General features: G+C 56.2%; 20 protein-coding genes and 2 pseudogenes. 16 read left to right on the top strand and 6 right to left on the bottom strand.

Annotated features, from left to right (window positions below; all coding sequences use genetic code 11):
• Nucleotides 1-47 precede the first annotated feature (47 nt).
• Complete coding sequence (gene rpmH / locus HMPREF9081_RS13000) at nt 48-182, bottom strand: 50S ribosomal protein L34 (RefSeq protein WP_006305399.1); 135 nt, start codon at nt 180-182, stop codon at nt 48-50.
• A 356-nt stretch (nt 183-538) separates the two neighbouring features.
• Here rpmH and dnaA point away from each other — a divergent pair, with 356 nt between their 5' ends.
• The 10 genes and pseudogenes from dnaA (at nt 539) to HMPREF9081_RS02515 (ending at nt 12,165) form a co-directional block, all read left to right on the top strand.
• Nucleotides 539-2,002, top strand: a complete 1,464-nt coding sequence (dnaA, locus tag HMPREF9081_RS02560) for a chromosomal replication initiator protein DnaA (RefSeq protein ID WP_040394337.1) — start codon at nt 539-541, stop codon at nt 2,000-2,002.
• A gap of 304 nt (nt 2,003-2,306) precedes the next feature.
• A complete protein-coding gene (gene dnaN, locus HMPREF9081_RS02555; protein ID WP_006305396.1) occupies nt 2,307-3,449 on the top strand; it encodes a DNA polymerase III subunit beta in 1,143 nt (380 codons plus the stop codon).
• Nucleotides 3,446-3,661 (top strand): RNA-binding S4 domain-containing protein, encoded by a 216-nt coding sequence (locus HMPREF9081_RS02550; protein ID WP_006305394.1) that lies wholly within the window; start codon nt 3,446-3,448, stop codon nt 3,659-3,661. The genes dnaN and HMPREF9081_RS02550 overlap by 4 nt, the downstream gene beginning before the upstream one ends.
• Before the next feature lie 2 nt (nt 3,662-3,663).
• A complete protein-coding gene (gene recF, locus HMPREF9081_RS02545) occupies nt 3,664-4,785 on the top strand; it encodes a DNA replication/repair protein RecF (protein WP_006305392.1) in 1,122 nt (373 codons plus the stop codon).
• 133 nt (nt 4,786-4,918) lie between these two features.
• Nucleotides 4,919-5,836 carry a DciA family protein gene (locus tag HMPREF9081_RS02540; RefSeq protein ID WP_006305390.1) on the top strand — a complete coding sequence of 306 codons (918 nt, stop codon included), beginning with the start codon at nt 4,919-4,921 and terminating at the stop codon, nt 5,834-5,836.
• 149 nt (nt 5,837-5,985) lie between these two features.
• Nucleotides 5,986-8,040, top strand: a complete 2,055-nt coding sequence (gene gyrB / locus HMPREF9081_RS02535) for a DNA topoisomerase (ATP-hydrolyzing) subunit B (RefSeq protein WP_006305388.1) — start codon at nt 5,986-5,988, stop codon at nt 8,038-8,040.
• 47 nt (nt 8,041-8,087) lie between these two features.
• Nucleotides 8,088-8,786 carry a DUF6882 domain-containing protein gene (locus HMPREF9081_RS02530; RefSeq protein ID WP_006305387.1) on the top strand — a complete coding sequence of 233 codons (699 nt, stop codon included), beginning with the start codon at nt 8,088-8,090 and terminating at the stop codon, nt 8,784-8,786.
• Nucleotides 8,787-9,849: 1,063 nt separating this feature from the next.
• Nucleotides 9,850-10,479: an NAD(P)-dependent oxidoreductase gene (locus HMPREF9081_RS02525; RefSeq protein ID WP_040394333.1), complete on the top strand. Its 630-nt coding sequence runs from the start codon at nt 9,850-9,852 to the stop codon at nt 10,477-10,479.
• Nucleotides 10,480-10,496: 17 nt separating this feature from the next.
• Nucleotides 10,497-11,279: a protein-ADP-ribose hydrolase gene (locus tag HMPREF9081_RS02520; RefSeq protein WP_006305383.1), complete on the top strand. Its 783-nt coding sequence runs from the start codon at nt 10,497-10,499 to the stop codon at nt 11,277-11,279.
• Nucleotides 11,276-12,165: pseudogene (locus HMPREF9081_RS02515) on the top strand (SIR2 family NAD-dependent protein deacylase). The gene HMPREF9081_RS02520 and the pseudogene HMPREF9081_RS02515 overlap by 4 nt, the downstream one beginning before the upstream one ends.
• A gap of 237 nt (nt 12,166-12,402) precedes the next feature.
• On the opposite strand, the gene HMPREF9081_RS02510 reads toward HMPREF9081_RS02515, so the two are convergent.
• The 4 genes from HMPREF9081_RS02510 to HMPREF9081_RS02495 form a co-directional block, all read right to left on the bottom strand.
• Complete coding sequence (locus HMPREF9081_RS02510; RefSeq protein WP_006305380.1) at nt 12,403-12,660, bottom strand: Txe/YoeB family addiction module toxin; 258 nt, start codon at nt 12,658-12,660, stop codon at nt 12,403-12,405.
• Nucleotides 12,653-12,931 (bottom strand): type II toxin-antitoxin system RelB/DinJ family antitoxin, encoded by a 279-nt coding sequence (locus tag HMPREF9081_RS02505; RefSeq protein WP_006305378.1) that lies wholly within the window; start codon nt 12,929-12,931, stop codon nt 12,653-12,655. Before HMPREF9081_RS02505 ends, HMPREF9081_RS02510 begins: the two co-directional genes overlap by 8 nt.
• A gap of 833 nt (nt 12,932-13,764) precedes the next feature.
• Nucleotides 13,765-13,968 carry a hypothetical protein gene (locus HMPREF9081_RS02500; RefSeq protein ID WP_006305372.1) on the bottom strand — a complete coding sequence of 68 codons (204 nt, stop codon included), beginning with the start codon at nt 13,966-13,968 and terminating at the stop codon, nt 13,765-13,767.
• Nucleotides 13,969-13,973: 5 nt separating this feature from the next.
• Nucleotides 13,974-14,216: a type II toxin-antitoxin system RelE family toxin gene (locus HMPREF9081_RS02495; RefSeq protein WP_006305370.1), complete on the bottom strand. Its 243-nt coding sequence runs from the start codon at nt 14,214-14,216 to the stop codon at nt 13,974-13,976.
• 618 nt (nt 14,217-14,834) lie between these two features.
• On the opposite strand from HMPREF9081_RS02495, the gene nagB reads away from it, so the two are divergent.
• The 6 genes from nagB (at nt 14,835) to HMPREF9081_RS02465 (ending at nt 20,770) form a co-directional block, all read left to right on the top strand.
• Nucleotides 14,835-15,584, top strand: a complete 750-nt coding sequence (nagB, locus tag HMPREF9081_RS02490) for a glucosamine-6-phosphate deaminase (RefSeq protein ID WP_006305366.1) — start codon at nt 14,835-14,837, stop codon at nt 15,582-15,584.
• Nucleotides 15,581-16,744 carry an N-acetylglucosamine-6-phosphate deacetylase gene (gene nagA / locus HMPREF9081_RS02485; protein WP_006305365.1) on the top strand — a complete coding sequence of 388 codons (1,164 nt, stop codon included), beginning with the start codon at nt 15,581-15,583 and terminating at the stop codon, nt 16,742-16,744. The genes nagB and nagA overlap by 4 nt, the downstream gene beginning before the upstream one ends.
• 124 nt (nt 16,745-16,868) lie before the next feature.
• Nucleotides 16,869-17,540, top strand: coding sequence for an N-acetylmannosamine-6-phosphate 2-epimerase (locus HMPREF9081_RS02480; protein WP_006305364.1), 672 nt, complete (start codon nt 16,869-16,871; stop codon nt 17,538-17,540).
• A 37-nt stretch (nt 17,541-17,577) separates the two neighbouring features.
• Complete coding sequence (locus HMPREF9081_RS02475) at nt 17,578-18,453, top strand: N-acetylneuraminate lyase (protein ID WP_040394330.1); 876 nt, start codon at nt 17,578-17,580, stop codon at nt 18,451-18,453.
• Nucleotides 18,454-18,712: 259 nt separating this feature from the next.
• The gene (locus HMPREF9081_RS02470; RefSeq protein ID WP_006305362.1) at nt 18,713-20,248 is read left to right on the top strand and encodes a sodium:solute symporter family protein; all 1,536 of its coding nucleotides are present in this window, start codon (nt 18,713-18,715) and stop codon (nt 20,246-20,248) included.
• A 69-nt stretch (nt 20,249-20,317) separates the two neighbouring features.
• On the top strand, nt 20,318-20,770 hold the full coding sequence (locus tag HMPREF9081_RS02465) for a NanQ anomerase/TabA/YiaL family protein (RefSeq protein WP_006305361.1): 453 nt from the start codon (nt 20,318-20,320) through the stop codon (nt 20,768-20,770).
• Nucleotides 20,771-20,815: 45 nt separating this feature from the next.
• On the opposite strand, the pseudogene HMPREF9081_RS14340 reads toward HMPREF9081_RS02465, so the two are convergent.
• Nucleotides 20,816-20,938: pseudogene (locus tag HMPREF9081_RS14340) on the bottom strand (ABC transporter substrate-binding protein); the annotation flags it as partial.
• Nucleotides 20,939-20,969 lie beyond the last annotated feature (31 nt).

Genomic DNA, 20,969 nt, shown 5'->3' with positions numbered 1-20,969 from the left:
AATGTGAAAAAAGAGGTCACCCGCGGTGACCTCTGATCGGCTTCGGCTTACGCCGACAGCTTCTTTCGTCCGCGCTGACGCCTTCTCTTCAATACGAGGCGGCCGCCTTTCGTCTTCATGCGCTCACGGAATCCATGTGTCTTTTTTCTCCAATGATTGTTGGGCTGAAATGTTCTCTTCACCTCTCGTCACCTCCTTTGCTGCCGATTTCATACGGCATGTGCCATCTACGGCAATCATCATATGTATTACTAGGCGTCATTATAGACGAAAAAAAGCGGCACTGTCAAGGCGAAAGCACTCTATTTGCACCTTTTTTTCAGGAGATGAGGCAAAAGCCCCTGTTGATAAGTCCATTTTTTTTTGCTAAAATATCCCCGTTGTTATTGTGGAAAACCTGTGAAAAAAAGGTGTATAATTTCACATCTGTGCATAGAATCGAATCCTTTTCATCGACAATGTTATCCACAGCTGTGAATAACTCTGTGGATAACAGGAACATGTGCAGGCCAAAAAATTTTTGAAGGGACGCAACGGTATGTCCGAAAAAAAGTCATCATCCATCGAGAGTCAATGGCAAAAGGTATTGGAAAAAACCGACGGTATCATCCACGAGGACGTTGTGAATGCATGGATTGCCCCCAGCGTTCCCGTTTCTCTCGAAGGAAATGAACTCGTTCTCGCCGTCGATCTGCCCGGCAGAAAGCAGTACATCGAGTCGCGCCTCGGTGCGCTTCTCGGCGATATCGTGCAGCAGGCGCTCGGTCCGGACTTCACGTTCCGCGTCATCGTCGATCCCGAGGCAGCGGTAAAGAAAAAACCCGCGAAGAAAGAAAAAGTCCCGCCGACAGAAAAAAACACGGTGGAAAATCCTTCCGCCGGAGAAATGACGGCAGCGGAAACCGTCGAATATCCAACGCAGGGCAGTCTCCCGCTTGCACCAAGCGATGATACGCACGCGACAGCGCCGGATGATATCACGACACTGAACCCGAAGTACACCTTCGATGCCTTCGTCATGGGCCGCTCGAATCAGTTCTCGTATTCGATGGCAAAGGCGGTCGCGGACGCGCCGGGGCTGCCCTCGCACAACCCGCTCTTCATCTACGGGGGCGTGGGACTCGGCAAGACTCATCTCATGCATGCGGCGGGGCACAAGATCCTTGCCAATCACCCCGAAAAACGCGTGCTCTACATTGCGAGCACGGATTTTACGAACGAATTCATCCGCTCCATCCGCGAGAAGAGCATGGACGCATTTCGCAAGAAGTACTACAGCATCGACGTGCTGCTGATCGACGATATCCAATTCTTTGCGGGGCAGGAGCAGACACAGACGGAGTTCTTTCAGACGTTCAACAAGCTGCGCGACAACGGCAGTCAGATCATCCTGACCTCCGACCGCCAGCCGCAGGATGTCAAGGATCTGGAGGATCGTCTGATCTCGCGCTTCGCCGGCGGCGTGGTCGTCGATATCCAACCGCCGGAGTTTGAGACGCGCGTCGCAATCCTACAGAAGAAAGCACAATCCGAGGAGGTAGACATCCCCGAGGATGTCGTGACCTACATCGCAAGCCGCGTCGACAGCAACATCCGCGAGCTTGAGGGCGCACTGATGCGCCTCATCAAGTACGCCTCGATGATGCGCATGCCGATCGACGAGACGACCTGCATCGCGGCACTCGGCAACTATCTGCGCGGCGAAAAGGGACGGCGCATCACGATGGAGATGATCGAGCGCATTGTCTGCACCCACTTCAAGGTGACAAGCGATGACATCCGCTCCACGAAGCGTAGCAACGACATCGCCTATCCGCGCCAGATTGCCATGTTCCTCTGTCACGAGCTGACGGAGGTCTCATGGCCGACGATCGGCGGCTTCTTCAACCGCGACCACTCGACGGTCATTCACGCGCACAAGAAGATCCAAAACCTCACGGACAGCGATGCCGCAACCAAGGCACTCATCGAGTCGCTGACGATCCAGATCAAGGGGATCTAAGAGATGATGCTGCTGAATTTATCAGTGCTTCCTTAACCTGTGCATATCCCTGTTCATTTCCCACCTCATTTCATGTGGACGTTTTGTGGATAACATTTCATCCACTCCTCATCTGTGTAAACTGTGGATAACTAAGAAATAACTTCCCCTAATTTATCCACAACCAGCTCTTTGATTTTTCAGGCGTTTTTCCACTTTTCCACAAATCCACAGCCCCTACTACTACGACTACTATATTTATATATAACACAGTACCCATAGAAAACGGGAGCCTGCCCCCAGAAAACTCCGGAAAGGAACGCATATGAACATCACACTCGGAAAATCGGATCTCATTTCCGCGCTGCAAATCGTCAGCAAAGGACTCTCCACCAAACCGCAGACTCCCATCCTCTCGGGCATCTACATGACGGCAAAAGAAGGACAGCTCGAACTCCAATCCACCAACTACGAGCTCGGCTTCATCCTCACAATTCCCGCAGAGATTCACATGACAGGAACGTCAGTTCTCCCAGGGAAATACCTCACGGAATTTACACGCAAGCTGCCTGCCGAAGAGGTCTCCATCGACACGGAAAGTTCCGACGGTCTCGCCATCATCAAGTCCGGTACGGCACGATTCACCCTGCGTACAATGGAAGTCGCAGACTTCCCGGTCCTGCACCGTATGGAGGGAACACTGCAATTTACTATGAAAGACCGTACACTCGCACGTCTTGTCAAGAAATCGGCATTTGCCTGTCTGCGCGAGGAACAGCGTGATCGCCGTCCCATCTTCACAGGCTGTCAGCTTGAGGTCGAGGGCAGGGAGGTCACATTCGCCGCGACGAATATCCACCGCCTAGCCGTCAAGAGTGAGATGCTCGAAGAGGATGCCGGACAGATCCGCATCATCATTCCCGCACGCTTCCTTGAGGAGGTCACGCGCACGATCACGGGCGAGGTGCCGTCCGATATTCACATCGCCTGCTCCTACAACCAAATCAGCATGTCCTCGGGCAGTATCTATATGACCTCGCGCCTCATCGAGGGGGCGTTCCCGGACTATCGCAGCGTCATACCGACAGAGGAGAGCATCAAGACGCGCGTCGTACTAGATGCCGCGACCTTTGCCTCCGCCGTCGAGCGCGCCTCCCTCATCGCACGCACGGATCAGTACAACATCGTCAAGCTCGCCTTTGCGCAGGGACTCATGCGCATCTCCTCGAACAGCCCCGAGATCGGTGAGGCGGAGGAGACGATTCCCGCAGAGGTGACGGGCGATGATGCCAAGATCGCGTTCAATGCCTCCTATCTCATGGATGCGGTGAAATCGCTGGACAGCGATACCCTCATCCTCTCCCTGCAGGGCCCAAACGCGCAGGGCATGAACCTCTCACCCATCACGATCTGTGAGGACGTTGACCCGAACTATATCTATGTTGTAACGCCTGTGAGGACACATTGACAGAAGTAGAGATTCATACGGACACGATTCAGCTCGATCAGTTCCTGAAGCTCGCCGGTGCGGTTCCGAGCGGCGGTATGGTGAAGGAACTGATCGCAGCCGGAGCGATCCTCCGCAACGGGGCGGTCGAGACGGCACGCCGCCGCAAACTCTTGGTCGGCGATGTCATTACAATCGAGGGCGAAGATACATACTGTGTCGTTCGTTCGTAATTATGCAGATTACATCACTTGTACTGCGTTCCTACCGCAACTATGAAGAACTGAGTCTTGCCTTCGATGCGGGGGTGCAGATCTTTCTCGGGGCGAACGCACAGGGCAAGACAAACATCATTGAGGCACTTTACTATGCCGCGTTCGGACGCTCCCATCGCACATCGAGCGATGCGGAGCTTATTCGCATGGGCGATCCGGGGGCGCACATCGCGCTCCGCTTTCTGCGGCACGACGTACCGGGGGAGCTTTCCTTTACCTTTGCGCGCGGGGCGCGGCGGCGCATCGAGCGCGGCGGAGAGCATCTCCGGCAGCGCGATCTCGTCGGCATCCTGCCGATGGTGCTCTTCTCCCCCGAGGATCTCTTTCTCGTCAAGGGCGCGCCGGCACTCAGACGCCGCTATCTGGACGCGGAGCTCTCGCAGGCAAGTCCCGCCTACTACGGAGAGCTGCTGCGCTATACGCACATCTTGCGCCAGCGGAATGCTCTTTTGAAGGACATCCGTGAGCGCCTTGCCCCGATTGACGCGCTCCTGCCGTGGGATGCGCAGCTTGCGCGCAGTGCGGCATACATCGTTGCGCGGCGGATCGCGGCGACCGCGCAGCTCGGGGCGCTCTCGGCACGCGTGCAGGCAGTGCTTGCCGCAGGCGAGGAGCTCACGATCTCCTATTGCATCGCACATGCGCCGGAGGGGCTGACGAGCGACAAAGATGGCATGACACAGCGCCTCGAACTGTGGTATAATGAGGTATTCACGGACGAACGCGCGCGCGACATTGCGCGTGCGACAACGGGAACAGGCCCCCATCTCGACGATCTCGTGCTCGCGGTTGACGGCATGAATCTCAGGAGCTACGGCTCGCAGGGACAGCAGCGCACGGGCGCACTCGCGCTGAAACTCGCCGAGCTCTTCTACCTGCGCGAGAACGTCGGCGAGGCGCCCATCCTCCTGCTCGACGACGTGATGAGCGAGCTGGATGCAGAGCGCCGCAGCGCCCTCCTCTCCTTTATCCGGAGCGAGGAGATCCAGACCTTTATCACCGCGACGGATGCGGCGTATTTCCCCGTCGAACGCATGGGGACGTATCGCTCTGTGGAGGCGGGGCAGATACGGGAGATGTAGCAGGGAAAAGCCTCCCCGCCACAGCGGGGGCACTTCTATCGGCTCAGAGATGCTCTCGCAGATCCGTAGCCAACCGCTTGCATAACGAGGCGTTCGCGTGGAGCACACGCGGCGCAGGAATGGAGGTGGATTTATGCGCACCACACTCGGAACGGCGAACGCGGGCGATGACGTGCGCGCCGCGATCCATCGCCTCGGTCCAAAGTTCGAGCGCGACTACATCGCACATACAACACTCTCCCACTGGGCAGACATCGTGGGCGATATGATCGCACGCCGCGTGCGCGCCGTTGCCGTTCGGGACGGCAAACTCTTCCTCTATGCGCCCGATGCCACATGGAAGAACGAGATGCGCATGAGTGCCCCCGAGATCATCCAGCGCGTCAACAACTATGCGGGCGGGCGGCTCGTGAAGGAAATCGCCTTTGCGCGTACGATGCGCCCTGTTCCGATGGACGCAGAGGAGGACGGCGATGCGGAGACACCTTTCGCCTACGCCCGCGCCCTCATTCGCACCGGACTCAGCGATGCGGAGATCGCAGCAGGTGCGCAGCTCGCAGAATCCGTCAGCGATGAGAAACTTGCCGTCAAGATCCGCCGTGCCTATCAGACGACGCGCAAGGCAAAGCGCCTCAAGGAGCAGCGCGGTTTTCTGCCCTGCCCGATCTGCGGACGTATGGTCAATGGTGTCTGTCACGACTGCCGCCGCAGCGAGGAGCGCCGCGTGCGCCGCGAAGTGCGTGCCATCCTGCAACGAGAGCCGTGGGCAAAGCTCGCGGACATCGTGCGCCGCGTTCCCTCCTGCGACGCCCTCCTGCTCGGCAGTGAACGCGCCGATCTCGTGCGCCGCATCGCGGGCGAAACCGACTATACCGCGCAGGACAGCGAAAACGCCCGTCTCCTCACCATGCTCCACCGCGGACTCCCCCCGGAGGAAGTCACACCGAAGAAGATTCAGAGCACCTTTTGGGAGCTGCGGAACGAACTCATCACCACGCGCGAATTCTGGGAAGAGATGAAGAAACGTAAGGGCTCGAAGAAGAAATTATAACGAAAGGGGCGTTTCCGCTGATCCTCAGTATTGACGAAATCCGCGATAAAATCCGCCCCATCTGCGAGAAATATAAAGTTGAAAGCAAATAACTGCAAGATTATTCGCGTAGAGCCGACAAAAAAAATAACACCCCCAAGGAGGATATAATGGCAAAGACAATCGACCTAAGTGCAAACGAAGAACAGACCGAGGTACGCCCGATGACCGAGGCAGAGGCAAAGGAAGCCGCCGAAATGGCGGATATGCCCGACCTCTCGGGCATCGCCATCTCCGCCGAGGAGATGGGCGATGAGGTGACCGCCGTCGACGCCGACTATGGCGCGGGACAGATCCAAGTCCTCGAAGGACTGGAGGCGGTGCGCAAGCGTCCCGGTATGTACATTGGCTCGACATCGGAGCGCGGACTGCATCACCTCGTCTATGAGGTCGTGGACAACTCCATCGACGAGGCACTCGCGGGCTACTGCGACAACGTCGAGGTCGTCATCCACCGCGACAACAGCATCACCGTCACCGACAACGGGCGCGGCATCCCCGTCGACATGCACGAGAGCGGCATGCCCGCCGTCGAGGTCGTGCTGACCGTCCTCCATGCGGGCGGCAAATTCGGCGGCGACGGATACAAGGTCTCGGGCGGTCTGCACGGCGTCGGCGTCTCCGTCGTCAACGCACTTTCGTCCGAAATGGACGTCGAGGTGCGGCGCGACGGAAAAATCCACGCCATTTCCTTTGCGCGCGGCGTAACCGTGGAGAAGCTGCACGAGATCGGCACATCCGAGACCACGGGCACGCGCGTCCACTTCGTCCCCGACCCCGAGATCTTCACCGTCACCACGTACAGCTTCGAGACACTCAAACATCGTCTGCGCGAGCTTGCCTTCCTCAACCACGGCATCACGATTACACTCGTCGATGAGCGCGGCGAGGAGGAGCGGCGCGAGACCTTCCACTTCGACGGCGGCATCCGCTCCTTCGTCTCCCACCTCAACCGCAAGAAGGAAACGATCAACGAGGAGCCGATCTACTTCAACGGCGTCAAGGACGACACCGTCGTCGAGATCGCGATGCAGTACAACGACAGCTATCAGGAGAACATCTACAGCTTCGTCAACAACATCAATACCGAGGAGGGCGGCACCCACCTCGCGGGCTTCAAGATCGCCCTCACACGCGCGGCGAACGACTTTGCACGGCGGCTGAACGTGCTCAAGGACAAGGACGGCAACCTCTCCGGCGAGGACGTGCGCGAGGGGCTCACCTGCGTCATCAGCCTCAAGGTGCGCGAGCCGCAGTTCGAGGGACAGACCAAGACCAAGCTCGGCAACTCCGAGGTGCGCGGCATCGTCGACTCCATCGTCACCGAGGGGCTGACCGAGTACTTCGAGGAGAACCCCACCGTCACAAAGAAGGTGCTCGACAAGGCACTGATGGCTTCCAGAGCGCGCGAGGCGGCACGCAAGGCGCGCGAACTGACGCGGCGCAAGAATGCACTGGAGGTGTCGAGCCTGCCCGGCAAGCTCGCGGACTGCTCCGTCAAGGATCCCGATCAATGCGAAATCTACATCGTCGAGGGCGACTCTGCGGGCGGCTCCGCGAAGCAGGGACGCGACCGCCGTTTCCAGGCGATCCTGCCCCTGCGCGGCAAAATCCTGAACGTCGAGAAGGCGCGCCTCGACAAGATCTTTGCGAACGCAGAGATTCGTACAATGATCACCGCATTTGGCACGGGCATCGGCGAGGAGTTTGACCTCGCGAAGCGCCGCTACAGCAAGATCATCATCATGACCGACGCGGACGTCGACGGCGCGCACATCCGCACACTGCTCCTGACCTTCTTCTACCGCTACATGAAGCCGCTCGTCGACCACGGGCACGTCTACATCGCGCAGCCGCCGCTCTATCAGATCCGCAAGGACAAGAAGCATTTCTACACTTACTCCGACGAGGAACAGGCGAAAAAGCTCGACGAGATCGGACGCGACGGTGTCACCATCCAGCGCTACAAAGGTCTCGGCGAGATGAACCCCGAGCAGCTCTGGGAGACCACCATGAACCCCGAGGGGCGCACCATGCTGCAGGTCGGCGCGGAGGATGCCGAGGCGGCGGACGAGCTCTTTACCATCCTTATGGGCGACAAAGTCGAGCCGCGCCGCCAGTTCATCGAGGAAAATGCACGTCTCGTGCGGAATCTGGATATTTAAAGATAAGGGAATTTGTTGGCATGACAGATTCCCTTTTTTGAAGGAAAATGGATATGAAGGAATTTTTTGATCGGCTCTCGGTGGATCGGAGCAACTGGCGTGATGTTTTTTCTGCGTGCCTCGGCAAGATGATGTGCGTTCAGAATGCCTGCGCGGAGCGCGTCGTGCGAAATGAGGACTGGAATGTCGACCTCGAGCGGGGCGTGATTCTATTTGATACGCGGGAGTACCCCATCCAATTCATCGGTAGCGAGTCCAAATCGAGTGGTACATGGCTCTGGGGATGGGAGAATATCAATCAATTTCCCGATTCGCTCATTCGTCTCGCGGGCGATACAAGGAAGTGCGGAGAGGTGTGGCAGCTGGAGGCGCTGACGGTGGATGAGTTCGAACTGAATGATATATTCAACGGGCATAATCTCTCCATTGTTGCCTGCGGGCTGGCAGACGGGTACTGCTATTATCGCTGTCCGCATGAAGTCGGGGCGTTCTTTGTCGGGATTTCGGACGTGCCGGACGAGGTCTTTGCACCCGTTGATCTGCCGCGCTTTGTATCTGTGGTCACGCAGTGTATTGAGCAATTTGCGCTGGATCACCGTATCTTCGCGGAGGCATTCCTCCTTTGGAATCGAACGCCGTATGAGGCAGACGGCGATGCGCTGATTGCACATTTTGCGCAGGACTTACGCATCGAGTTTGAACGCGCGGATGATGATCTGCGTATCGCTTCGATTGCGACGCTGTAATTGCATTCTGCATAGGAAAATCCACTTGACATAGGCGTGTCAAGTGGATTTTCTTGTCATACGTATGTTCTTGTGGTATACTCACGATAAGCACTGTCGAAAGGGCGGTCACTCAGCCCCCGAAAGGGGGGATTCAGATGGAGAGCTATGAGTTTCTTACGTTTCTTGTAGTGTTCACCATACTGGTCATATCGGTTCAACGGTAAATGAGAAATCCCCGCCTTGCGCTGCAAACCTTGGCGGGGGAATCTCTGCTAATAATGGGGGCGACCGCTAGGCAATGCCCTTTTGTATCTCTATTCTAACATCTGTGCGCCGCATCGTCAAGATTGCTGTGCGCTTTTTGCATACGAAAACGGCTCTGTGTGACCGAAAGGACACGCAGAGCCGTTTTGCTGTCAATACCGCACGCAGCATTGTGTGTGTCGGGACAACGCTTGTGGAGCGACGTTCTTCGATGCGACGTTGTTTCAATGCCGCACGCGGCATTATGTGTGTCGGGACCGCATCGGTCGTCACCAGTGAGTACATGGAGCACTTGTTTCAATGCCGCACGCGGCATTATGTGTGTCGGGACCTCTATAAGGCGGCGGACATCCTCAAGGGGATGAACGTTTCAATGCCGCACGCGGCATTGTGTGTGTCGGGACTTCATCGTTCAGGCTCGCGGTGGGAAAGTGACCCACTGTTTCAATGCCGCACGCAGCATTGTGTGTGTCGGGACCGCATCTTAATGCAAAGTTTCATCGAAGAGGTCAGTTTCAATGCCGCACGCAGCATTGTGTGTGTCGGGACTCTGTGTCCCTCAGCCCTTGTCCCGCGCGGGCTGCACCGTTTTGGAAAGTCGAAACGGCGGTATGCGGCTTTGCGCCCGTGCCGGAGCACTCTCCATTTCCTTCTCCTCTATGATAGCATACGCTTCGTTCTTTTTCAATGACGTTTTTGCGTCGATGCAGAGAGGTCGGTAAAAAATATATTGTATCTGTTGACGTTCTTTTTTATCTGTGTTATACTCCATACGTAACTGATTTAATTACAAAATTATTTTATGGAGGTATTTCATATGAAAATCGCAGTTGTGGCATCGAACGGAAAGGCAAGCAAGTCAATCATTGCGGAGCTGATCGCGCGCGGTCATGCGGTGACGGCATTTGCGCGGGGCGCAAATCAGAGCGCGGCAAAGGAGTTTGTGCAGAAGGACATTATGGCGCTCACGAAGGAGGATCTTGCGGGATTCGACGCAGTGGTGGACGGGTTCGGCGCGTATACGCCGGAGACGCTGCCGCTGCACACGCAGACGAGTCAGCATCTCGCCGATCTCGTGGCGGGGACGGATACGCGTCTCTATATCGTCGGCGGTGCGGGCAGTCTCTATGTCGATCCGGCACATACGGTGCAGCTGCTCGATACGCCGGAGTTCCCGGCAGAGTTCTATCCGCTCGCGAAGGCACAGACGGAGGAGCTGGCGGCGCTGCGCTCTCGTACGGATGCAAGGTGGGTGTTCGTCAGCCCTGCGGCGGATTTCCGTGCGGATGGGGCAAAGACGGGCAAGTACATCCTCGGCGGCGAGGAGATGACGCTGAGCGCGGTGGGCGAGAGTGTCATCAGCTATGCAGACTATGTGCTCGGCATGGTCGATCTGATCGAGAGCGGCGCACATGTGGGTGAGCGCGTATCGCTGGTACAGGCGTAAACAAAGGAAGTGTTCCCATGTCCCTTGCTCTCATTCAAAAGCTGAATGCGATGCTCCTTGCCGAGATGCCGGAGTATCGCGTGCAGGCGACACAGGTCGCGGCGGATGCGGCGGCGCAGCGCACTCTCTTGCGTGCGCTGATGAATGTGCGCCCGCCGCGTCCCCTGTCCGAGGCGTATCTGCGTCTCGAAGGTGAACTGCTGTCCAAGGAGCGGGAGCAGCGCGGTGTGGTGGATGTGATGACGCTCCCATCGGTGTCCTCGGATGCGCGTATCATCCTTTGGCAGGGAGATATCACGCGCCTGAACGCCGATGCGATCGTGAATGCGGCGAACTCCGCTCTGCTCGGCTGCTTCATCCCCTGTCATCGCTGCATCGACAACGCGATTCACTCGGCGGCAGGACTTCAGCTGCGTGCGGAATGCGCAGAGATCATGGAGCGGCAGGGGCATCCGGAGGAAACGGGCAGAGCAAAGATCACGCAGGGGTATCATCTCCCCGCGCGTCATGTGATTCATACGGTGGGTCCGATCGTCAGCGGCACATTGACCGATGAGCACAGGGAGCTTCTTGCCTCCTGCTATCGTTCGTGTCTGCATCTTGCGGCGGAGCATGGGCTGAAGTCCGTTGCGTTCTGCTGCATCTCTACGGGCGAGTTCCATTTCCCGAACGCGGCGGCGGCAGAGATCGCCGTGCGTGAGGTGCGTAGCTTTCTCGCGCACGATTCCACGATTGAGCGCGTCATTTTCAATGTGTTCAAGGATGAGGACCGCGTGCTCTACGAAGGACTGTTACAATGAAGAAATCCATCGCACAATTCAAAAACGCCCTCTCCTCTGCCGACTGCATTCTGATCGGCGCGGGGGGGGGCTGTCGGCGGCGGCGGGCTATGACTATGCGGGCGCACGCTTTCTTAAATATTTTTCGGATTTTCACGAACGCTTCGGGATCGAGGATATCTACAGCGGCGGCTTCCATCCGTTTCCCGCGCGTGAGATGTTCTGGGCGTGGTGGAGCAGGAGCATCTACATCAACCGCTACGCGCCGCTGCCGGGAGATGTATACGCAGATCTCCTGCGACTCGTACGGGGGCGCGACTATTTCGTGCTGACGACGAATGTGGATCACGCCTTTCAGCGGGCGGGCTTTGATAAGGAGCGTCTCTTCTATACGCAGGGAGATTACGGGCTCTTTCAGAGCAGCAAACCTGCGGGAGCATCGGCAGGAAGGACATACGACAACGAGGAGAGTATACGTGCCATGCTCGCAGCGCAGGGCTTTGCCTTTGCGGAGGATGGGGAGCTCCTTCTACCCGAGAGCGGTGCGCCTCGGATGGCAATACCGACCGATCTCATCCCCTACTGCCCCGACGACGGCGCGGAGATGACAACGAACCTGCGTGCGGATGAACGCTTTGTCGAGGATGCGGGCTGGCATGCGGCAGCGGAGCGATATACGGATTTCCTCCATCACACGGAGGGGAAGCGGACACTCCTCATCGAGCTCGGCGTCGGGATGAATACGCCGGGGATCATCAAGTATCCGTTTTGGCGCATGACGGCGGAGCGCACGGATGTGACGCTCGTCTCGATCAATCTGGGGAGGGCGTATGTGCCGGATGAAATCGCGGAGCGCAGTATTGTGATCGACGGGGATATCGCGGAGGTGCTGCGCGATATCGCATAAGAAAAAGCTGCCAATCGGCAGCTTTTTATTGTGCTACATATGTTCTTATGATATACGCAAGGCAAGCACTGTCGAAAGGGCGGTCGAATCTTGCCCCCGGGAAGGGGGAGGTTGGTTATGATAGCACACGCTTCGTTCTTTTTCAATGACGTTTTTACGCCGGTGCGTGGGCGGGCAGATGCTTTCCCCAAAGTCTATATGCTACCATTTATCCTATTAAGTACATCTATCCACTTCCTATTCATAATGTCCTTTGCAGGAGAAAATCTGTATGGAGCCATCGCTGATAAAATAAACGAGACGGTTTTTTTCATCAATCCGTCTGCTCCATAAGCCACTGAAATTTCCCCGCAGGGGTTCCGGTTTTCCGATTCCCTCGAAAGGGGATCTTTCGATGTCTTTGAGAATGGCGTTGATGCGCTTCAGGGTTTTTTTATCCTGGATTTGCCAGTACAGATAATCTTCCCACGCTTCATCAAACCAGTTCTTATTCATCGTCTGCAACCTCAATCAAGTCATGCCGCTGAAATTTCCCTGCCTTAAAATCTTCGATCCCGCGGCGCAGGTGAGCCATATTGCTTTCCGAATAGAACGGATCAGAGAGGCGCGGGGATGCCGTAAGCTCGAATGGAATTTTACGATCTCTTGCTACACGGCGGGCGAAAATCATAATGGCAGAAGGGACAGAAATTCCAATATCTGCACAGACTTCTTCAAAGTTCGACTTCAATTCCTCGTCCATTGATATGACAATATCCTTCGTCATTTGAAAACCTCCTTAAAACAATAATATATTTGAAGCATATAGAAGTATTTCATTATTGATGATCGTCGTTCGACGATAAATAAGAAAAATCCGCCTTCAGCTTCCAAACAGTAGGCGGAAATTTCATCCTATTATTGGGGAGCCGACTACGGCAGTGCCCTTTTTGTATCTCTATACTACCATCTGTGCGCCGCATCGTCAAGGATTGCTGTGCGCTTTTCGCATACGAAAACGGCTCTGTGTGACCGATGTGGACACGCAGAGCCGTTTTGTTGTCAATACCGCACGCAGCATTGTATGTGTCAGGACCAAAACAGCTAATCACGTCATGATTATATGCATGATGTTTCAATGCCGCACGCAGCATTGTGTGTGTCGGGACAGCAAACCTGATTTCGATCGTGACCTCGCCGAGGGTTTCAATGCCGCACGCGGCATTATGTGTGTCGGGACATCTATAACTATAGGAGGAAACAATCATGAAAGACGCGTTTCAATGCCGCACGCAGCATTGTGTGTGTCGGGATATCAATACGAATCGCAGATACTTTATCTGCCAACTGTGTTTCAATGCCGCACGCAGCATTGTGTGTGTCGGGATTCCTGTGTCCCGCAGCCCTTGTCCCGCGCGGGCTGAGAAGGCGTTTTGGAAAGACGAAACGGCGGAATGCGGCTTTACGCCAACGCCAGAGCACTTTCCATTTCCTTCTCCTCTATGATAGCACACGCTTCGTTCTTTTTCAATGATATTGTCCATGCGTTCTCCTTTCTGCTGCCTACGATGGCGGATTTTTTGATTGGACTAGGAGGCGGTAGTTTCGTCCGATGAGTCGTCAATCCCAGTTAATTTCATCATGAGAAACCGTTTCCCCGTTCTTATACTCCTGCATGGCGCGGCGATGGGCATTCAAGTCATCCTCCGTCATACGGTCATCGGCATCGTTTGGTATGAAACGCTTGACAACCTCCAAAATAATGGGAAGTTCACGGGCGGGAACAAAATCAATCATCTCCACAATCTGTGCTTTTACAGTCATATCAATCAGCCTCCTTTGTAGACATCCCCGCGTGGGGCGATTTTCTCAATCAGAATCGTATTTGTATCAGGAAGAGAGAACACAATGCGCCAACCGCCGACGCGCAGCCGATATAGTGAATCGCTTCCCTTGAGTCGTTTTACGTCGCCTTTTGGCAAATCCTCAATCGCTTTTTTGAGGCGTTGTTTCATCGCCTTATCTATGCTCCCGATGGTTTTCACAGCGGTTTTGGCATATTTTATGTCCATAGGTGTCCTTCCTGCCGCCTACGATGGCGGCTTTTTTATACCCGTTTTGCGGCGGCGGTAGAGGAGGAGGCTGCGACAGCCTCTTTTTCGGCAAGGAGGGCGGCGCGTTCTTCAGGAGGCAGAAAGAAGCAGTACCGCATAACCTCCACCTCTGCGTGGGTGAGGTTATGGCGCGCCGCAAACACTGCGAAATCATCCTGTGCACCGCATCGTCAAGATTGCTGTGCGCTTTTTGCATACGAAAGCGACTCTGTGTGACCGATGTGGACACGTAGAGCCGTTTTGTTGTCAATGCCGCACGCAGCATGATGTGTGTCTGGACATCAATGTGAACATCCGTAACTTCGGCGCAGGTTTGTTTCAATGCCGCACGCGGCAATGTGTGTATCGAGATCTACTTCATCATAGCACACGCTTCGTTCTTTTTCAATGACGTTTTTGGGGGCGTTCGTGCAACAGCCCCTTTCATTCCATTCATTATATAAAACGAAAAATATTTTCCTATATCATGTGAAATAAAAAATTATCTAAGATATTATGAAAAATAATTGCATTTTAGTTTGAAGTGTGTTATATTATAGGAGAATTCAGAACAGATACATAGAGGGGAGTATCGCGATGCGTATTATTTTTACGGATACCTATAAGAAGATGAGCGAGGAGGCGGCGAAGATCATCGCGGGGCAGCTCTGGGTGAAGCCGGACTCTGTGCTCGGGCTTGCAACGGGCAGCACGCCGGTCGAGCTGTATCAGAATCTGGTCTGGCTGTATCAGACGGTGGGGCTCGACTTCTCTCAGGCGACCTCGTTCAATCTGGACGAGTATGTCGGGCTCACGGTGGAGGATCCCCAGAGCTATCATCATTTTATGTACGAAAATCTCTTCGACCATGTGAATATGCGAAGGGACCACATCTTCTTTCCGAACGGTATGGCAGAGGATGCGGAGCGCGAGGCAGAGGACTATGAGGCGCGGATTGCGGCGGCGGGCGGCATCGACATGCAGCTGCTCGGCATTGGGCGGAATGCACATATCGGCTTCAACGAGCCGGGCGAGGCGTTCGCAAAAGCGACGCACAAGGTTGCACTGAAGGAGAGCACGATCGAGGCAAATGCGCGTTTCTTCGCATCGGCGGCGGAGGTGCCGCGCGAGGCGATGAGTATGGGGATCGGTACGATCTTCCACGCACGTCACATTGTCCTGCTCGCGAGCGGTGCGGAGAAGGCGGAGGCGGTGCGCGATGCGGTGGAGGGGACGATCACGCCGTCGGTACCCGCCTCCATTCTCCAGCTGCACCCGAATGTGACGCTGATCGTCGATCATGCGGCAGGCGCGCTCCTCTCTCGGAAAGAGGACGGATCCCGATGAAGGCGATCAGAAACGGCATTCTCATCCTGCCGAACGAGCACGGGAATTTTACGGCAAGAACAGAACTTGTTCTTTGCTATGAGGAGCGGATCGCGCGGATCGTCCCTGTGTCGGAGTTCTCGGCAGCGGATGCGGATGAGGTGATCGACGCGGCGGGTGCGTATGTCGCCCCCGGTTTCCTGAACGTGCACATCCACGGCTGCGACGGTGCGGATACGATGGATGAGGACGCGGATGCCCTGCCCCGCCTCGCCGCGTTTCAGGCGCGAACGGGCGTGACCTCCTTCCTGCCGACGACGATGACCTGCGCGTTTGACGCGGTGGAGCGTGCACTCGTCCGCATCCGCCGTGCGCTGCATCGGCGCATCCACGGCGCGCGCATCCTCGGGGCGCATATGGAGGGACCGTTCATCAGCCCCGCGAAGAAGGGGGCGCAGGACGAGCAGTACATCCTGCCGCCGATGTTTGCAAAGATTGCACCGTATGCAGATGTGATCAAGATCATCACGGTCGCCCCCGAGATGATCGCGGAGGAGAACTTCATCGAGAGCTGTCGCAAAAATGGCATCGTCGTCTCGATTGGGCATACGGCGGCGGACTACGAGATGGCAATGGCGGTAATCGCACGAGGGGCGTCACATATCACGCATCTCTGCAATGCCATGACGGGGCTGAACCACCGCCATCCCGGCGTGCTCGGCGCGGCGCTCGACACGGACGCGAACTGCGAGCTGATCGTGGACAATGTGCACGTCCACCCCGCCATGCAGCGCATCATCTACGCGGCGAAGCGCGGCAGGCACATCATCCCCATCACGGACTCGCTGCGCGCCTGCGGACTCTCGGACGGCGTCTCGGAGCTCGGCGGGCAGAGGGTCTACGTCAAGGGAACGCGCGCAACCCTCGCAGACGGCACGATCGCGGGCAGTGTGCTCCGCATGAACGACGGGCTCTCGATCCTGCGCGCGAATACGGGCGCAGAGATTCCTGCCGTTGTGGAGATGGCGACGCGCACCCCTGCCGAGGAACTGAACGTATATGATCGACTCGGCTCGCTCACGGTTGGAAAATACGCGGATATTGCGATCTTCGATGAGGAGTTTCGGATACGGCGCACGATTGTTGGCGGGCGGGATTGTTTTGTCGAAGGGGAAAAATAGGATGATTCCCTAGTGGAGTAAGTGATCGCATTGGGTATCATATATCGAAATCAAAACAATATATTTCACTATAAAATATTATATTATAAATCATAATAAATAAGAATTAATTGGAGGGCTTTGGATGGATTTCTTTGAGAAGGTGAAGGGAAAACTCATCATTTCCTGTCAGGCACTGCCGGACGAGCCGCTGCACAGCCCGTTCATCATGGGGCGTATGGCGCGTGCGGCAAAGGAGGGCGGCGCGGTCGCGATCCGTGCGCAGAGTGTCGCGGACATTGAGGAGATCCGCAGCGAGGCGCAGCTGCCCGTGATCGGTCTTATCAAGCAGAACTACGCGGACTCCCCCATCTTTATTACACCGACCATGCGCGAGGTGGAGGCGCTGATCGGGACGGGCTGCGAGATGATTGCGCTGGACATGACAGCGCGTGAGCGCCCGCAGCAGACGGACGTGCGCGATCTCGTCGCGCGCATCCATGCCGCACATCGCCTTATCCTTGCCGATATCTCGACCTATGAGGAGGGCATGAGGGCGGCGGAGCTTGGCGTCGATGCGATCTCAACCACGATGTCGGGCTACACTCCGTACAGCCCGCAGATCGCGGGTCCGGACTTCGAGCTGATGCGCCGCCTCGCGCAGGACGCGCCCATCCCCGTCTTTGCCGAGGGGCGCATCAATACGCCGGAGGAACTGGTGGAGGCGATGCAGACGGGCGTCTTCGGCGCGATCGTCGGCTCTGCCATCACGCGTCCGCAGCTTATCGCGCGCCGCTTCACCGACGCGATTGCATAGGAATTTCAATCATCCTATATTTAAGGAGGAAATCATCATGAGAGATCTCAGAGGTCTGTATTCCGCACTGCTCGGCTCCTTCAACGAGGACGGCAGCGTCAGCGAGAAGGGGCTGCGCCAGATCATCCGCCACAACATCGACCACAACAAGATGGACGGACTCTACGTCGGCGGCAGCACGGGCGAGAATTTCATGCTCTCGACCGATGAGAAGAAGCGCATCTTCGAGATCGCGAAGGACGAGGCGAAGGACGACATCACCCTCATGGCGCAGGTCGGCTCAGTCAACCTCAAGGAGTCCATCGAGCTCGCGAAGTTCGTCGAGGACCTCGGCTACGACGCCATCAGCGCCGTCACGCCGTTCTACTACAAGTTCGACTTTGACGAGGTGCACCACTACTACGAGCGCATCCTCGAGGGTGTCGATATGCGCATGGTCATCTACTTCATTCCGTTCCTCACGGGGGTGAACTTCAGCATCGAGCAGTTCAAAACACTCTTTGAGAACAAGAAGATCGTCGGCGTCAAATTCACGCAGGGCGACTTTTACCTGCTCGAGCGCATGCGCAAGACATTCCCCGACAAGCTCATCTTTGCGGGATTCGACGAGATGCTCCTGCCTGCGACCGTCCTCGGCATCGACGGCGCGATCGGCTCGACCTACAACGTCAACGCGGAGCGCGCCCGTCAGATTTACGACCTCGCGCGCGCGGAGAAGATCAGCGAGGCGCGCGCGATCCAGCACGTCACAAACGACCTTATCACGGACATTCTGGACAACGGGCTCTACGGCACGATCAAGCTGCTCTTGGAGGAACAGGGCATCGAGGCGGGCTGCTGCCGCGAGCCGATGAAGCCGTATACGCCCGAGATGCGTACGCGCGCCAAGGAGATCTATAAGAAGTATTTCTGAGTCGCAGTATTGTGGTTGCTGTAGGATATCTTGATATGAGGATTGGTGTCCCAAAGCGAACCCTAGTGGAGCAAGTGAGTAAAGTGTGCGTTTCGCCCCCGACGGATTTCTTTCGTTCAAGCGAAGCGCGTTTAAGAAGTCCGTCGGTATTTAGGCGGATAAGCACACGATCACTTGCGTAACGAGGCGTTCGCGTGGGACACCATCCGAATATCCCATTACATAATACCTTTTGAAATCATCTCAGGAGGAGATTCTCATGCATGAGGGATTTACCTGGATTGACACGGCAGTCCTCGTTATCTACCTGCTCGGCGTCCTGCTCGCAGGTCTCTACTACTCGAAGAAAGAGATGCAGGGCAAGGAGTTCTTCAAGGGCGACGGTACGATACCGTGGTACGTCACCTGTGTCTCCATCTTTGCAACCCTGCTCAGCCCCATTTCCTTTCTCGCCATCCCGGGCAACTCGTATCACGGCTCGTGGATCTTCTGGTGGGCGCAGCTCGGTATGCTGTTCGCCATCCCGCTGACGATCCGCTACTTCCTGCCGATCTACAGCCGCCTGGAGATCGATACGGCGTATCACTACCTCCAGAAGCGTTTTGAGAGCGGCAAACTCCGTATCCTCGGCGCGCTCATGTTCATCGTCTTTCAGCTCGGACGCATGTCCATCATCATGTATCTGCCGTCCGTTGCACTCGCGGAAGTTACGGGGATCGATGTCAATATGCTGATCGTCGTCATGGGTGTCATCGCCATCATTTATTCCTACTCCGGCGGACTCAAGGCGGTGCTCTACACCGACTTTATCCAAGGAACGGTTTTGATTGTCGGCATCGCCCTCTCGCTCGTCGTCATGATCGGCAGCATCCACGGCGGCTGGGGAACAGTCTGGGATACACTCACCACAGGACATAAGTTCCTGCTCGAAAACGAGGTCTGGTTCAGCCCCGATATCGTGTCAAGCAGCGTCTTTATTACCTTTATCGGCGGCGGTCTCGTCACGTTCGCATCCTATGTATCCAGTCAGGACATCGTCCAGCGGTTCACCACGACGACCGACATGAACCAGCTGCGCAAGATGACACTCGGCAATGGAGTCATTTCCATCTTTGCCGCGACGGTGTTCTTCCTCGTCGGTACCGCACTCTTCGTGTTCTATCAGCAGAACCCCGGCCTTCTCATGACCGACCGGCGCGATCTCGTGCTGGCGGCGTACATCACATACGAGCTGCCCACGGGTCTGACGGGCATCCTGCTGGCCGCGCTCTTTGCCGCCGCGCAGTCCACGCTCTCCACGGGCATCAACTCCGTGGCGACAAGCTGGGTGCTCGATATCCAGTCCGTGCTTCATCCTGAGATGCCGATGAAAAAGCAGACGCGCATCGCGCAGTTCATCTCGCTCGGCATCGGTATCCTCTCCATCGTCGTTGCCATCATCATGGCAGGCAGCGACATCCGCTCGGCGTATCAGTGGTTCAACAGCTTCATCGGGCTTGCACTCGGTGCACTCGCAGGCGTCTTCGTTCTCGGTGCATTCAGCCGCCATGCCAATGCGGCAGGTGCTGTCGCAGGCTTCCTCGTATCGACGGCAGTGGTCATCTACCTGAAGTACTTCGTCCCCTCCGTTTCGTTCTGGTCGTATACCCTCATCACCATCGCTCTCACGCTTGGGGTCGGTACGATCGTCAGCCGCCTCACAGCACCCGGCTATACGGCACCTGCGGGTACGACGGTCTACACGACACGAAAAGAAGAGGAGCGGTCTGCTTCGTCGAATGCCGCTGCCGGATGATTTTTGTCAAATGAGTTGCGCGGCGGACGCGGGACTGGTAAGATAGGAGAAGAGACGAAGGAGGTTTCTATGATTTACGGTAACATTTATCACGAAAAGACCTACGCATTTCTTCCGCCGCGTATTCAGGAGGCGCTTGCCTTTGCGCGGTCGCATGACCTCGGGGAGCTTCCCAAGGGGCGCAATGAGATCGCAGGCGATGATCTCTATGTCAACATCGCGCACTATACGACGGGCGAGCGCAGTGAGAAGATCTGGGAGGCGCACCGCGCCTACATCGACATCCACGTTCTTGCCACGGGGACGGAGCGCATCGATGTGAGCCATATGGAGCGCATGGAAATGGGCGCCTACGAGGAAGACAAGGACTTTGTTCCCGCAGAGGGCGATGTGACCTCCTCGACGATCATGCGTCCCGGGGACTTCCTCATCTGCTTCCCGGTGGATGTGCACCGCTCCGGTGTGAAGGTGGACGCGCCCGCCCCGCTCAAGAAGGGAATCTTTAAGGTCAAGGTGGAGTAGGTGTATTCCCTGAGATGCCGGTGCTTTGAATGGACAGAACACTATAGGAAGCACTGATAAATTCAGCACCGCCATCTTGACGCATCTTTTTCGCCCTCTCTTTGTCGACAAATCCTCCACATAGCTTTGGCTATGCGTCCGGTTTGTCTCCTTGACAGGACGAAAAATCTACGCCAATCTGACGGACTTCATTTTATCA

The sequence above is a fragment of the Centipeda periodontii DSM 2778 genome, assembly GCF_000213975.1.
GTDB classification, from domain to species: Bacteria; Bacillota; Negativicutes; order Selenomonadales; family Selenomonadaceae; genus Centipeda; species Centipeda periodontii.
Note: the sequence above shows the minus strand (reverse complement) of the source record. Positions and strands in the feature narration are given on the sequence as shown.